This window comes from Sporosarcina sp. E16_3 (assembly GCF_017347125.1).
In the GTDB taxonomy this organism is placed as follows: Bacteria; Bacillota; Bacilli; order Bacillales_A; family Planococcaceae; genus Sporosarcina.
Genome location: NZ_JADPRX010000007.1, coordinates 62694 through 78218 on the forward strand (window position 1 = coordinate 62694; position 15525 = coordinate 78218).

Below are 15525 nucleotides of genomic sequence, written 5' to 3' on the forward strand. Positions count from 1 at the left end.
CCCTATCAGACTTCTACTTTTTTACTCAATAACGTTTTTCGGTATTCCTTCGGGGACACCCCACACATTTTCTTGAACACCTTGCTGAAATAATTTGGCTCATGATAACCGACCTCAAACGTAATTTCTTTTAGGCTTAACTCTGGATCATTCAAAAGCTTCTTTGCTTTCTCAATTCGGCACTCCGTCAGAAAGTCGATGTAGTTAATGCCCAACTTTTCCTTGAACATCTTACTAATATAAATCGGGCTTAAATCAACCTTTTCCGCAAGAATATTCAGTGAAATTTCTTTATGTGAATGCTCACTAATAAATTGTTTAATTTGATGTATCTTGTCAGCCTCCACTCGTTCGTAATGCGCCTCGTAGATAGCATTCATTCGCTCGAGTAACAGGAGCGTCTCCGTCCGTAATTGGCGGTAGTCCTGTGCTTGAAACGAAAAAAACGGCGCATTCGCTTCCATTCCCATTTCATCCATCACTCGGTTCGCAATCCAAAGCAACTCAAGCATTCGCTGCTGCGTGTAGATTAATGAATTCCCCTCATTCTCATGCTGTTGGATCAAATCCAATATGCCAGAACGAATGGATACCCAGTCGCCTAAACGAATTTGGTCAAAAAAGTCTTTCTGCTGCCGCTTGATAACCTGATTATCTGTCTCTAGACTAAGAGCTGGGGCGTCGGCGTAGAACCGACTTTTGAGAGCTAGCGTTGTATCCATGGTCGCAATAAGCGCTTCTTGGTACGATTGACGAATCTCGTCTAATGGCTCGCAAACTTGACCAATCCCTATAAACCAGCCTACGCTCATTTGCTCTTTGGCTAACGATAAAATTGCTTTGGCTAAAGTGGTTGCTTGCGAACGAAAGGACTTCTCTTGATCACGAAACACAATGATAGGGAGCTGCCTTCCATATAACGCACCTACCCAAGCATTTCCGGTTTCACGCACCTTTTCCTTAATCCGCACATAATAGTGTTCTGCTCCCTCTGGCAACAACACGACTACAACAAACTTTTCATGGGTAGAGCGAATATCTAGCATCTCAACAAGCATATCAATATGGACTTCATGGACATGGTCAAATAATAGCTGTGTCACAATATCTGTTTCCACTAATGTCAACGCCTTTTGCCACTTTTCATGCTGCACTTGGTTTGTAGCCTCTGCAATACGCTCCAGCCTGCATTCCTCTAATACTTTCCCCACCGTTGCAACAATCTCACTTGCTCTACTAGGTTTCAGCAAGTAATCCTTCACGCCGAGCTTGAGCGCTTGTCTCGCATAATCGAACATATCAAAGGCCGTCACCATCACAAATTTGATAGTAGAATGCTCATCTTGAATCTTTTCTATGGCTTCAAGTCCTGTCATTCCCGGCATCTTAATATCCATTAAGACCAAATCCGGTTGGATCGTATCTGCTAATTCTACTGCTACCTCCCCATTTCTTGCTTGGTAAATGGTAAGTTCAGGGAACGCTTTTTGTAAGATTGCCTGCATACCTTCTCGCTCAATCGGTTCATCATCAACGATAAGAAGCTTCATCATCATTCCCCTCTTCCCTTGCACTCGGAATTTGTATGACCACCTTTGTCCCCCGACCTTCCCTACTATCAATCGTGACCAAATCCTCGATTCCATAAAACAAATGCAATCTCTTCACCACATTTTGAAAGCCTATCCCTGTAGAATGTCCTTCGATAGGTTCGATGTGTCCCTTCAGCAGCTGTTCCATTTTCTCACGGGACATCCCTTGTCCACTATCCTCGATTTCAATGATGACCCATGGACCATTCTTCTTAATCCTGAACCAAATAGTGCCTCCATTTTGCTCCGGCTCAATCGCGTGGATTACTGCATTTTCAATAATGGGCTGAAGCGTTAGTCCCGGAATCTTCACATCTAAGCAAGATTTGTCGATGTCAGACTTAAATTGTAAGCGATCCGTAAAACGCGCCTTTTGAATTTCCATATACTGATTCAAAACAACCACTTCTTCAAACAACGTCACAGAGCGATCAATGCGCTTCAAATTATAACGTAGTAAGCCCGCTACACTGACTATAAGATCACTCGTCTCCTCCGCACCATCTAAATACGCCTTTTTCGACAATGTGTTCAGTGTGTTGAATAAAAAATGTGGATTTATCTGGTTCTGCAAGCTTCTAAATTGACTCTCCTTCAACAACAACTTACTTTGCTGAAGTTCATGCTCAAGCTGAGCCTTTTGTTGAATTTCCACTATTAAGTCATTAATATTTATCCGCATCTCATCAAAGGTCTGTGCTAAAAAGGCTATCTCATCATTCGATTGCACTTCAATCCGTTGATTAAAACGACCTTGAGACAATTCATTAGCAGCCTTAGTGAGCTGATGAATTGGTCGCGTAATACTAAGTGAAAACCAATAAATGGCCAATAGTAACACGACGGTAATTAAAAGCAATAACCAAATTCCTAACCTTTTCAGCTCCTCCGATTGCTTGATAATATCTCGATAAAATCGGTTGGAGGTCTTCAACTCTTGATCCAAGATTGTCAAGGTCATTTCAGATATGTACATAGAAATACGATTTGCTTCATTAAACTCATTGGTCGACCCTTCCATTTCTTGCTTCTCTGAAAACATAATGGAGCGATTCGTCGTCTCAATAAGGCTATCGATTAAATGAATATAATTGGTGACTGAAAACGCATTTTCCACATTTCTCAGCTCCGCTACATCCTGTTGTACCGCTTCAATAACGACTATGCTTTTCTCTATCTGTTGCTTATGCTTTTCTGTTGGGTCGAGTAAATAGTTATTTAAATTGGTAATTATTCGTTGGCTAGCAGTGGTCACTTCATTCATCCGCAAATAGCGCTGTAAAATATCATTGGATTGTTCCTGGGTCTTCTGATTATAGTGTGTAAGCGCCAGCCAAATAATCCCCATAATCAGCAACACAACGGAAACGAGTATCCAAATTTTTTTTTGAATCGTCATCATGGTTCTTCACCTTCCGCCTTAACCATGCGTGTTTCGGTGAGATAACCATTTGAATCGAGCGGGACGGTCTCGCCTGAAATCCATTGCATCAACCGCTTCACACTTTCACTGCCCATCTCTTCTGGCTTTTGCGCCAAAATCCCATCGAGCATGCCTTGCTCTAAGAGGGCAGTTGACCCAACCCCATCATCGAAGGTATAAATATAATACGGCTCTACTTGAGTGCGTCTTCCGATTTCTTGAATCATCGGCCCTGCATAATTTGCATTGATGGCTATAAATGCAGAAGCTCGCGGCACTTCATTCATTAACTGTTGTGTCGTCGCCATTACTTGTTCCTTTGCATCTGCGGTCCCTCTAATAATCATTTCGATGTCTGGGTACTTACTTAATACATCCTCAATACCAGCTAGACGTTCTTTTTGATAATACGCTTGCTCTTGATCACCAAGAATAATCACTCCTCCTGTCGTGCCCATTTCTTTTATCAATTGTCGAGCAACCATTTCTCCTGCCTCAAACTGATCTGAACCAACATATGTTTTTCGCAAGCTCTCTTCCACTGGCACATCATTCGCGACGGTAATGACAGGAATCCCATAAAAAGCTGCCTTAACCTTTGTCAGCTCTTTAAATTCTTCGTTATCTAGGCCCTGTACGATAATTCCATCCACCTTTGAATGAATCGCAACCTCCATTGTCTTCAAAAAATCATCTTGGTTGTTGCCATAGCTTCCCCACACTTCAAGCTGCACGTTTTCTTTTTGTGCCTGCTTCAATGCCCCCTGGCCGACCTTATTCCAAAATGGAGTATCAAGCTCTTGCGTAATGAGTACAAGACGAATAGAGTCCGAGACAAAGGGAAGGTTAGCAGGCCTATCACTAGTTGAACGAAGCGCCTTAGTTGCGGACGCAATAGTCAAATAGCTAAAAATCATAATGAGTACGACAAGTATAAATACAAATTTTTTTCGCATATTCCTTACCCTTTCCTTAAGCCTGTTCCTATCATCTTATCACCTGTCAAGGAATTAACAATGACTTACAAATACATCAGGCACCCTACAAATAGGATGCCAAGTTATGCTGCTATTCTCTTTTAAGCCCGTTGCTTACGTGTCATAACGTCAAAGATTACTGCTCCAGCTAAAACACCACCGCGGATCATATATTGATAGGATATTCCGACACCAAGTAAGTTCATCCCACTCGATAACGAGGCCATCACGATGGCACCAATAATAGCACCTGTCACTTTACCGACACCACCTGCAGAAGATACTCCCCCCACATATGCCGCCGCAATCGCATCAAGCTCAAAGAGAGTTCCAGCTGTGGTCGTTGCCGATTGGAGTCGAGATGTAAATAGAATTCCAGATAACGCCGCGAGCATCCCCATGGAACCGAAGACGATATATGTAATCTTTTGTACATTGATCCCACTTAAATGCGCGGCCTCCGGATTACTACCGACTGCATAAATGTGACGACCAAGTACTGTTTTAGTCGTTAAGAAGTGATAAATTAGGACAACGATTATTATAATGACAACCGTCCAAGAAAATCCATTATAGCCAGCTAAAATCCAAGTAATGTAAGCAATAATCGCTGATATTAATACAAGCTTTACGCTAAAGATTCCCTTAGACATTACATCAAAGCCATACGTCAATTTGTTGCGACGATTGGAGATTTCATTGTAAATATAAAATAGAACTCCGACAAATCCTACTAATAACGTAAGTAGATGCAAGCCATTAATTTGCATAATCGATGGAATAAATCCATTTCCAATCGCATTGAATTGTTCATCCCTAACAATAATCGTTCCCGTTTTTTCTGTGACCTGAAGGAGCGCACCGCGGAAAATCAACATCCCAGCTAGCGTAGCAACAAATGATGGAATTCCAATTTTAGCAACTAACATCCCGTTAAATAATCCAATGATGGCACCTAATAGTAAAATAACTGGAATAGTGATCCATACCGATATGCCCATTTGTGTCAAGAATATAGCTGTAATTGCACCTAAAAATCCTGCTAAAAAGCCAACCGATAAGTCAATGTGACGAATGACGATAACTAGGGTCATCCCAACTGCCAAAACCGCAATATAACCGGCAGAATCTAGTAAATTACTAATGTTTCGAGACGACATAAACAAGCCGTTCGTCATAATCGTAAATGTTAACAAAATAACGATTAACGCAATATACATCCCGTAATCTCGAATATTGGCTTTGACGAGCGCTTTAGTTTCTTTATAAAACTCCATCTTTATCCCCCCTATTGCGTCGCAAGTTCCATAATTGTTTCTTGTGTCGCTTCCTTCATCGTCAATTCTCCTTTGATGGCACCGTTTGCCATAACATAGATACGATCACTCATCCCTAGTACCTCACCAAGTTCAGAGGAAATCATAATAATACTCATACCTTCGTCAATCAGCTGATTCATAATTGTATAAATTTCAAATTTCGCCCCAACATCAATTCCTCTTGTTGGTTCATCTAAGATCAAGATCTTAGGTCCAGTAAACAACCATTTCCCGAGCGATACTTTTTGCTGATTTCCACCACTCAGTTTGCCAACTATTTGCTCTAGTGAACTCGCTTTAATATACAACGAGTCTTTGTACTCTTTACCAACCTTCACTTCTTCATTTAAATTGAGAATCCCCTTCTTCGAAATCCCTTTCAGATGTGCGGCCGAGACATTGCTCTTAATATCCTGCAATAAAAATAAGCCGTCTCCTTTTCGATCCTCCGTCACATACGCAATACCAGCCTTAATCGCATCACTTGTATGCTTCAGCACTTTTGGTTCCCCTTGGATTTCCAGATTGCCTTGCAGCTTATAGTTTTTCGGATTCCCAAAAATGCTAAGGGCAAGCTCTGTACGACCGGACCCCATCAGACCGGCAATCCCAATAATTTCGCCTTTTTTAACGTGAAGATTGATGTTTTTCACAACATTTCTTCCTAGTTGCGTGTCATATGCTGACCAATTAGTCAATTTAAGGACCGTATCCCCGATTTTCTTATCTGGATGTTTCGGATAAATGTCCTCAATTTCACGTCCTACCATGTTTTTGATGATGAGATTTTCCGCTACTTCCCCTTTACTCGCATCTAGCGTACAAATCGTCTTTCCGTCCCGTAAAACCGTTACTTTATCAGCTATTTCGATAACTTCTTTCAACTTATGGGAAATCATAATGCAGCTAATTCCTTGGCTTTTTAGTTCCTTTAGGAGTTTTAATAGATTTTCACTATCATCTTCATTCAGTGCTGCTGTCGGCTCATCTAAAATTAGCAAATTGACATCTTTACTTAATGCCTTGGCAATTTCAACGAGCTGTTGTTTTCCTACACTTAATTCCCTGATCAGTGTTTCCGGTGTCACTTTCAACTTTACTTTTTTCAGTATTTGCGTAGCTTGAACGATTGTTTGATTCCAATCAACGAAAGGACCTTTCTTCACTTCGTTGCCTGCAAATATATTTTCATAGACAGCCAAATCAGGAAAAAGTGCCAACTCTTGATAAATGATGCCAATTCCAGCTTTCACACTATCGCTAATCTCTTTGAACTGTTGAACTTGATCTTCAAATACGATATCTCCATCGTATGTGCCATATGGATAGACTCCACTCAATACCTTCATCAGCGTAGATTTTCCTGCACCATTCTCACCGACCAAACAATGAATCTCTCCTTTTCTCACCTTGAAATTCACGTTCGATAGGGCCTTGACTCCCGGGAACTCTTTAGATATGTCATTCATCTCTAAAATATAGTCGCTCATTCCATCGCCTCCCTAACCCAACAAAATAGAAATGGAGAAATAGTGATAGATTACACTATCACTACTTTTCCTTTCCCAATGTGAAACGTTTACTTTAAGCCTGTGAATTCACTTGCCTCGTAGTATTCAGAATCAATTAGCTCGGACTTCACGTTGTCTTTATTCACCACGATGACGTTCGTTTGTTTCGCTTTAACTTCAATTGAACCATTATCATAAGAACCTGTTGTTTCTGGTGTATTGCCATCTAAGATTTCAACTGCCATTCCCATCGCATCTTTTACCAATGCACGAACGTCTTTGAACACAGTCATCGATTGTTTTTCGTCGATGATGTATTGGATAGATGCTTTCTCTGCATCTTGCCCTGTCACAAAGTAGTTTGAAATTGCACTGTCAGAGGCAAATACGTCTGCGATTGACCGAGCTGTTCCATCATTCGGAGCTAGAACTGCAACATCACCTTTTAGGTCGTCGCCCGCAGCTGTTAAGTGTGTTTGCGCTTTGTTTTTCGCTTCGTTTGCATCCCAGTTCGTTGTAATTTGACCAATAATTTTCCCTAATTGGTCACGCGAAAGATCCGATGAACCTTTTAATGCCTCTGCTTCACTTGAGTTGGCAACTTTAAAGGTACCATCTGCAATTTTAGGTTGAAGCACTTTCCAAGCTCCTTCGAAGAATAAGAATGCGTTGTTATCTGAAGCCGCTCCTGCGTAAAGGTAAAGTGGAACGTCAGACCCCTGTGCATTGTCTACTAAATACTGTGCTTGTGCAGCACCTACTGCTAAACTATCGAATGTTACATAATAATCCACTGCATCCGTATCTGTAATTAAACGGTCATATGCAATAACAGTTACCCCCTCTTTTTTCGCCGCTTCTACCGCAGATGCAGCAGCTGCACCGTCATGAGGAGTGATAATTAATACCTTGATGCCTTTATTTAATAATGCCTCTACGTTTTCTTTCTCTTTCGCTGAAGACCCTTGACTAAATAAAATTTCCGTCGAATAATCTGAATCTGCTAATGCATCCTTGAAACGCTGCTCATCCTGTACCCATCGAGGTTCATCCTTCGTCGGTAACACAATTCCTACATCAACCGAACTACCTCCATCATTGTTACATCCAGCGGCTACGAGTGCGAACACCATCAAGATTGCCAAAAATGTTAACCCCTTGAATTTCTTAAGCATTTTTTTACCCCTCTCTTTTTGAATAACAAGTAGTTACTACTTAATCATAAACTCTGAAAATTCAATATGAAAGCGCTATCAATAGCACTATTTTAACATTTACTATACTTTTTTAGCTTTTCGGGAAAAGAGGTGATTTTCGGCAAGAGAAAGGTATGGAATGGAATCGATCCGTTTACGTAGATTGATGTAAGTTTGCGATTTGTACTATTTTATCGGTGCAAATGAAGAGGTTATCAAAAATAACCAAACAAAAACCACTTACAATTCGCAAATTGTAAGTGGTTTTTGTTCATTTCATTTTCTGTTTCGAATTAATTTCAGGTGCCTACGTTCAAGCCAATCAAAACATCTTAGTCGTCCAATTTTCACCGTTCCAAACATCGGTTACAAGGCCCTCATAAAAATCAGGTTCATGCGAAATCAACAGTACGCTGCCTTTATATTCTTTTAAGGCACGTTTCAATTCTTCTTTCGCGTCTCTATCAAGGTGATTTGTCGGTTCATCAAGGACGAGCAAATTCGTTTCGCTGTTGATTAATTTACAAAGCCGTACTTTTGCCTTTTCTCCACCACTTAACACTTTTACCTTACTTTCAATATGTTTGGTTGTTAATCCACATCGTGCAAGGGCAGCACGTACTTCGTATTGCGTAAAATGCGGAAAAGCTTCCCATACTTCTTCGAGGCAAGTATTGTTGTTTTCCGACTTCGCTTCCTGTTCGAAGTACCCGATTTCCAGATGGTCACCACGGTTAACAGAACCGGCGAGTGCAGGGATTTCTCCGAGAATACTTTTTAAAAGAGTCGTTTTCCCAATACCATTTGCACCCGACAAAGCAATTTTCTGCCCGCGTTCCATCGTCAGATCCAAGGCCTTCGACAACGGTTCCTCATAGCCAATCACGAGTTCCTTTGTTTCGAACAGATATTTCCCCGGAGTCCGTGCCTGTTTAAAGGAGAATTGCGGCTTCGGTTTTTCGGCATCTAATTCGATAACATCCATCTTATCTAGCTTCTTCTGCCTGGACATGGCCATTTTACTAGTCGCGGCGTTCGCTTTGTTACGTGCTACGAAGTCCTTAAGGTTTGAAATTTCCTTCTGTTGCTTCTTATAGGCGGCTTCCACTTGTTGCTTCTTCATCTCATGAACGCGCAAAAATTCATCATAATCCCCAGAATATCGACTGATCTGCTGATTTTCCATGTGGTAGATAAGCTGAATTACGCTATTCAAAAACGGTATATCATGGGAAATCAAAATAAACGCATTCGCATAATTCTGTAAATAATTGCGTAGCCAGTCAATATGCTCAACATCCAAATAGTTCGTCGGCTCATCAAGAAGGAGAATGTCTGGTTTTTCCAATAATAACTTACCAAGCAACACCTTTGTTCGCTGACCCCCGCTCAAATCATGAACGTCGCGATCCAGACCAAATTCATTCAATCCTAGTCCATTCGCTACTTCATCAACTTTGGAATCAACGATATAAAAATCATTGTTCGTCAGTTCTTCCTGCATCTGACCCGTCTCTTCAAGAAGGGCCTCCAGTTCATCTGCATCGACCTCAGCCATCTTGGCAAAGAGCGCGTTCATTTCCGTCTCCTGGTCATAAAGATATTGAAAAGCGGTCCGCAGCACATCGCGAATGCTCATCCCTTGTTTCAACGCAACATGCTGATCCAAATACCCCACCCGCACCCGCTTCGCCCAACTTACTGTACCCGCGTCTGGTTCTAGCTTGCGGGTAATAATGTTCATGAACGTTGACTTTCCTTCGCCATTGGCACCGATTAACCCGATATGCTCTCCTTGCAATAAACGAAAAGAGACGTCTTCGAAAATCGCGCGATCCCCGAAGCCATGGCTTAAATTTGCTACAGTCAATAAACTCATATGTATACACCTGTTCCTTCACTAAGAATAATTTTCACTAATTTAACGCTGTCCGCAACCGGTACCAGCATTGAAGTTTCTACTATATTATATAGGGATTTCATTAATGAGGAAAGGCACGATTTTACACTCGCCTTATTCTACATCTTTAATGAAGACAGGTATTCGTTTTTTTTCAAAGTCTGATATAACAAAAAAAAGGTTAAACTGCTTTTATGTGCTATTATTAAGTTAAATTCAATTGCCTTTTTCTTTGTTAAAAAAGATAAAGCTGTTGTGTAAATGCGGGAATTTTACAGGAGGTTTTTTTAGATGAATAATAATGATATATTAATTAGATTAAGATATGCTCTAGATATAAAAGACACGATTATGGTAGAGATATTTAAACTTGGCGGCGTTGAAGTAACGCAAGAAGAAGTGTCAATGTTGCTCATAAAATCAGATGACAATTACCATAATGAAGCTGAAAATGAAGGGGCTTTAAAATGCAGTAATAGTATGTTAGATTCATTTTTAAATGGCTTTATAATTTTTAAAAGAGGGCAACAAGATTCAAAACCAGGACAAGCAGAAAAACCGGCACTGGCTATAAAGAATTATGAAAGTGTTAATAATATCCTTCTAAAAAAAGTGAAAATAGCACTGGAATTGACAAGTGACGATATGCTTGAAATATTAGAGGAAGCTGGAATCACTATAACAAAAGGTGAATTAGGTGCTGTATTAAGAAAAGAAGGACACAAGAATTATAAAGAGTGCCTGGATAGATATGCTAGGAATTTCTTAAAAGGATTAGCTATAAGATATAGGGTATAAGGAATTGTTGGCATAGAAAACTGCACCTCGATTTATTCATTGGGGTGCAGATCATAACCTGATTTTGTTTAAGTCGGACTGCAATTCAACTGGGCGAACTATTAATGAACTTATAAATCCTAATCTAACAGCACTGGCTACACTTTTTTTGGTCTTTCATTTACGAATAGAATAGAATTGATAATGAAAATAACACCACTAAGATATTCATGGTGTTATTTCTTCATACTCGAAAATCAAGCGACAAAGCGGTGTTCTTCCAATACCGCATTGTCGCTTGATTTGTTCGTTATACGGGCGAGACTCACCGCCTAGTTTCCCCAGAATAAGTAGTGCCGAATATATATATTAATCTTGGTTGTCTAAATCACTTCGGTATTCTAAAATATCCCCAGGTTGACAGTCCAAAGCCTTACAAATAGCTTCTAAAGTAGATAGTCGAATCGCCTTTGCCTTTCCATTTTTCAATATGGAAATGTTAGCCATCGTTATTCCAACCCGCTCAGAAAGTTCTGTAACACTCATTTTCCTTTTAGCCAACATCACATCAATATTGATTATAATCGCCATTGTTCTCACCTCAGACTATTAAGTCATTTTCTGATTTTATATCGATGGCTACTTGTAAAAGCCTTTGAAGAACAGCAGCGAAGACCGCAATTACCATAGATGCAAAAATAATGATCAATCCGATTACTATGATACCTGGGGCGTCATCTTTCTCCGCCACGAGATAAAAGAGTGGCATGCCTACCACATACAAAATACTGATTGTGATTGCACAGTTTTTGATAGTCTTTAAAGCCTTTACAGATAAATGAGAGAAAGCTTCATTCTTGTCAATATAGCTTAAAAGTATAAAAGCTTGATACAAAGCAAAGTAAAAAGGTATCGCGGATGAATACAAAACAATTAATACAAGATATTTCATATAAACAATATCTGGATACAATTCTGCTGCAAAACTGGCTATCACAGGCACCAAAAATATGCACAAAGCAAGAACTGGGATTCCAATAAGAATAATAGCTATCTTTAAAAAGAGTGTTGTTCCTCGTTTCATAAAAAGCACCTCACTTATTAATTATTAATTTTACTTTAACACACCACTTATCGTTTAACAATAAAATATTATCAAATTACGTTATATTATCGTTGTTATATAATTACCCTATTCCTTTTAGACAAAGATAAATAGCATTCCTCATTACAAAGAAATGCTATACAAACTTAAACTATTCAATTTATTAATTATACAACTAACTCCTCCGTTGGCAATACTTGTAGCGCAACATCCTGTCGTGTGGGGCATGCAGCTAGAATCTGGACGTAAAATCTCTATGTTGCAGCTTATCCACAGTACGTGATTTTATAGTTCCTAAGCTACAAGAAAACGGTCCATTTTTATGATTTATTTTTGACTTGTGCATATGCTTCTAACGCACGGATTCTGGCAAAAGAATGATCAATGATAGGGAACGGATACGTCTTTCCAAGTACGATGCCGGATTCATGTAGTAAATTTGTGGGTGCTTTCCAGGGCTCATGAATATACTTGGAAGGGAATTCTGCAAGTTCTGGAACCCATTTCCGGATGTATAGGCCATCCGGATCAAACTTTTGACTTTGTAGAATCGGATTAAATATTCGGAAGTACGGCGCTGCATCAATTCCTGAGCCAGCCACCCATTGCCAGCCCATTGCATTGCTAGCCGCATCAAAATCAACAAGCGTTTCACTGAACCACTTGGATCCTTCGACCCAAGAAATGAGCAAGTGTTTTACTAAAAATGAAGCCACGACCATGCGAACCCGATTATGGATTACACCCGTCTCCCATAATTCTCGCATTCCTGCATCGACAAGCGGATAACCCGTCAAACCTTTTTGCCACTTTGCAAATTCTTCATTGGACCCTTGCCACGGAAATACTGAAAATTTTTCACGTATAGGTGCATGTAACATTGTAGGGAAATGATTAAGCTGGTAATAAGCGAACTCACGCCATATTAGTTGCCTCAAAAAGGCATCGATGGATGAATGCATATATTCTTCCGATTCCATTTCAATCATTCCCTTAGCTGAATGCCAAATTGCCCTAACACTAATATCTCCCCAAGCTAAATGAGGCGACAAAAATGAAACCGTATTTGCAGAGGGGATATCACGATCCTTAGCGTATCGGCTGAGACCTTCGCCAGTAAATTGTTCCCATATAGTAATGGCCCCCTTTTCACCCGGCTCCCAGTGCGTATGGAACTTTTCATCCCAGCGATTCGCTGACAACAAACCAAGTTCTTCTACTCGTAAAGTCGGAAGAACTTGGTCGTAAGGTACAATATCAACTGGTATTGGAAGTGGACGATTGACCGATTCACGCATCGTTCTTTTCCAGAACGCCGTAAATACTTTATAAGGTTCATTTTTTTGATTCAATAAGTCACTAGGTGTGAAAAGCAGATTTGAGGAAAATGAACGAACTTCCGTCCCATTAGAAAGTAGGCTTTTAATAATCGTACTATCCCTTCTAATTATGGAAGGCTCATATCTCTCGCAAAAAAAGACTGCATCCGCTTTCGTTTGTTTACAAATTGAAGAAAGCTCTTCCAAACTGTTGCCCCGTCTTATAATAAGTGACAAGCCAATCGATTCAAGCTTTTTTTCCAAGGCAATCACTGAATGATGAAGCCACCATTTCCCCGCATCACTCGTTGCGTTTTCGCGCTCTTCTTTTTCTGGCCAGATAAAAACAGGAATAATAATTCCTTGCTGGGCAGCTTCCCACAACGCTGGGTTGTCATGCAAACGTAAATCTTTTCTGAACCAAACGACTATTTTTTTCAACTACATCTCATCCTTCATATCAGTTCCCAGTAGTATGTCCCATTTAGTTAATATTCTTTGGAGGCATTGGAACAAATTTACTTGTTTTCATTGCATAGTCGGCGAATTCGGGATGATTCTTATACTTATTTTCGAGCAAAGGTACAGTTAGCTACTTCTGATACAAATAACAGAAGCAAAGTAATGATGATTGGGCTTACTACTCCATTCAGTCATCTTTATTCTTCTTGAACAAGTACACCGTCCGTCATTTTGTAAACCTTGTCGCAATAGTCCACCAGACGTATATCATGTGTGACGACAATAGTCGTAGTGTTTTTGTTCTTCGTTTCATTTTTCAATAGTTCCATTACTTCATAGGCACGATCTGAGTCTAGGGACGCTGTTGGTTCATCAGCTAAAATAATGGAAGGATTGCTGTATAAAGCTTTGGCAATTGCCACCCGCTGGCGTTCACCTCCAGATAAATCTGACGGATATTTAGTCCGTAAGTCACCAATACCCAAGTCTTCATAAAGTTCTTCAAGCTGTTTTTTTGTCATATTCTCTTTCTTTACTTGGTCCAATAATTTTAACTGATTGGCAACCGTTAAAAATGGAATTAAGTTCGACGCTTGTAATATGAAGCCAATTTCCTTCAGCCGAATTTTTGAACGTTCTTTCTCATTTAAAGCCCCTAAATTTTTATCATTAATGATTACTTCACCCGAAGTCGGTGTAAGAAGTCCCCCAACAATCGTAAGGAATGTACTTTTACCCGAACCAGACGGACCGATAATAGCAATTAGCTCTCCCCTGTCTGCTGAGAAGTTTGTTACCTTCATTGCTTCTACTTGTTTATGGCCACTACCAAATGTCTTTTTCACTTGTTTTAATTCTAAAACTGCCATCCTTTACCCTCCTATCGCTTTCAATGGATCGATTCTAACAATTGTAAGAACTGAGAACACCGCACCCATTATCGCAACTGCAATCAGAACAATTCCGTAGATGAGCATCGTAACGAGATCGAATGCTACAGGAACCGCACTTGGTAAAAATGCACCGGTGATTAAGGTCAACACAAAACCTACAGCTACACCAATTGCGGCTAATATGAATGTTTGTGCAATGACTGATCGTGACAGATAACTATTCGAAATACCTTGTGCTTTCATGACGCCGAACATGCTGATTTTCTGGACGGTCAAAACGTAAAGGAAGATTGCTACAATGACCGCTGAAATACCAAACAAGAAATAAATCATGAAGTTTAATGTCAAATTCTGTTCCGTGTACCCTGGTAGATTCCGTATGAATGTTTCAATTTCAATTGATTCCAGTGAATCATTCTTAGTGATAGCTGTTAGTTCATCAGCACGAACGACTATTCCATTTATGCTTTCTTTATTTGCTTCGGCCGCTTCACCGAATTTCACACGATGGAAAGTTGCTAAATCCCCATACAAAACTGGGGCTGCATTAAACCTTGCTTTGTCTGTAAAACCTACAATTTTTAAAACTTGGGCAGATGAAGATAAGTGCAATTCATCGCCTACTTTAAATCCATCTTCTTTTAATGCATCACTGGCGATGACTTCATTGTCACCAACAAAAACCCCGCCTTCCGTCACTTTCGGCATAATGAATTCATCTTTGTTGATCCCGAAAATGGATACGTTCGTCTTTTGATCACCATTGCCGGCGACAGCATTTATTTGACCGATTACGGCAATTTCTACGGCATCTATTTCATTTACCTCTTCAATTGTTAGAGATGATTGATACATGCTTTTATCCGATTCCTCTGTCAAAACGATAGCTGTTGCTTTCCATTTATCAACTGATTCTCGGTTCAGATTTTCCAAGCCTGTTGCAAGACCAGACAGAAAAAACACTAAATAAGATACGAGCATTAACACACCAATGATTAACGTAAAACGTAATTTATTTTTCTTGATTTCATTTAAAGCTAAAAACATTTTT

Annotated in this window: 13 protein-coding genes and 1 pseudogene; 1 reads left to right on the forward strand and 13 read right to left on the reverse strand. The window is 40.0% G+C overall.

Annotated elements, in window-relative coordinates; translation table 11 throughout:
- Positions 1-5 precede the first annotated feature (5 nt).
- The 7 genes from I2483_RS06830 to I2483_RS06860 all read right to left on the reverse strand — a co-directional run bounded on the left by I2483_RS06830 (position 6) and on the right by I2483_RS06860 (position 9897).
- On the reverse strand, positions 6-1553 hold the full coding sequence (locus tag I2483_RS06830; RefSeq protein ID WP_207174814.1) for a response regulator: 1548 nt from the start codon (positions 1551-1553) through the stop codon (positions 6-8).
- Positions 1531-2994: a sensor histidine kinase gene (locus tag I2483_RS06835; protein WP_207174735.1), complete on the reverse strand. Its 1464-nt coding sequence runs from the start codon at positions 2992-2994 to the stop codon at positions 1531-1533. Before I2483_RS06835 ends, I2483_RS06830 begins: the two co-directional genes overlap by 23 nt.
- Positions 2991-3971 carry a substrate-binding domain-containing protein gene (locus I2483_RS06840; RefSeq protein ID WP_207174736.1) on the reverse strand — a complete coding sequence of 327 codons (981 nt, stop codon included), beginning with the start codon at positions 3969-3971 and terminating at the stop codon, positions 2991-2993. Before I2483_RS06840 ends, I2483_RS06835 begins: the two co-directional genes overlap by 4 nt.
- Positions 3972-4093: 122 nt before the next feature.
- On the reverse strand, positions 4094-5269 hold the full coding sequence (locus I2483_RS06845; RefSeq protein ID WP_207174738.1) for a sugar ABC transporter permease: 1176 nt from the start codon (positions 5267-5269) through the stop codon (positions 4094-4096).
- An 11-nt stretch (positions 5270-5280) separates the two neighbouring features.
- Positions 5281-6801: a sugar ABC transporter ATP-binding protein gene (locus I2483_RS06850; RefSeq protein ID WP_207174740.1), complete on the reverse strand. Its 1521-nt coding sequence runs from the start codon at positions 6799-6801 to the stop codon at positions 5281-5283.
- An 89-nt stretch (positions 6802-6890) separates the two neighbouring features.
- On the reverse strand, positions 6891-7997 hold the full coding sequence (locus I2483_RS06855; RefSeq protein WP_207174742.1) for a sugar ABC transporter substrate-binding protein: 1107 nt from the start codon (positions 7995-7997) through the stop codon (positions 6891-6893).
- Positions 7998-8340: 343 nt separating this feature from the next.
- Positions 8341-9897 carry an ABC-F family ATP-binding cassette domain-containing protein gene (locus tag I2483_RS06860; protein ID WP_186668455.1) on the reverse strand — a complete coding sequence of 519 codons (1557 nt, stop codon included), beginning with the start codon at positions 9895-9897 and terminating at the stop codon, positions 8341-8343.
- Positions 9898-10209: 312 nt separating this feature from the next.
- Between I2483_RS06860 and I2483_RS06865 the strand changes: the two genes are divergently transcribed.
- Positions 10210-10716 carry a YehS family protein gene (locus I2483_RS06865; protein ID WP_186668453.1) on the forward strand — a complete coding sequence of 169 codons (507 nt, stop codon included), beginning with the start codon at positions 10210-10212 and terminating at the stop codon, positions 10714-10716.
- A 348-nt stretch (positions 10717-11064) separates the two neighbouring features.
- Here the strand turns inward: I2483_RS06865 and I2483_RS06870 are convergent, their stop codons facing one another.
- The 6 genes and pseudogenes from I2483_RS06870 to I2483_RS06890 all read right to left on the reverse strand — a co-directional run bounded on the left by I2483_RS06870 (position 11065) and on the right by I2483_RS06890 (position 15521).
- Positions 11065-11286 carry a helix-turn-helix domain-containing protein gene (locus tag I2483_RS06870; protein ID WP_207174744.1) on the reverse strand — a complete coding sequence of 74 codons (222 nt, stop codon included), beginning with the start codon at positions 11284-11286 and terminating at the stop codon, positions 11065-11067.
- A gap of 10 nt (positions 11287-11296) precedes the next feature.
- Positions 11297-11779: a DUF2975 domain-containing protein gene (locus tag I2483_RS06875; RefSeq protein WP_207174746.1), complete on the reverse strand. Its 483-nt coding sequence runs from the start codon at positions 11777-11779 to the stop codon at positions 11297-11299.
- A 341-nt stretch (positions 11780-12120) separates the two neighbouring features.
- Positions 12121-13560 (reverse strand): cryptochrome/photolyase family protein, encoded by a 1440-nt coding sequence (locus tag I2483_RS06880; protein ID WP_207174748.1) that lies wholly within the window; start codon positions 13558-13560, stop codon positions 12121-12123.
- Positions 13561-13603: 43 nt separating this feature from the next.
- A pseudogene (locus tag I2483_RS19650) lies at positions 13604-13763 on the reverse strand (hypothetical protein); the annotation flags it as partial.
- A gap of 15 nt (positions 13764-13778) precedes the next feature.
- Complete coding sequence (locus I2483_RS06885; protein WP_207174750.1) at positions 13779-14450, reverse strand: ABC transporter ATP-binding protein; 672 nt, start codon at positions 14448-14450, stop codon at positions 13779-13781.
- A 3-nt stretch (positions 14451-14453) separates the two neighbouring features.
- Positions 14454-15521 carry an ABC transporter permease gene (locus I2483_RS06890; protein WP_207174752.1) on the reverse strand — a complete coding sequence of 356 codons (1068 nt, stop codon included), beginning with the start codon at positions 15519-15521 and terminating at the stop codon, positions 14454-14456.
- Positions 15522-15525: the final 4 nt, after the last annotated feature.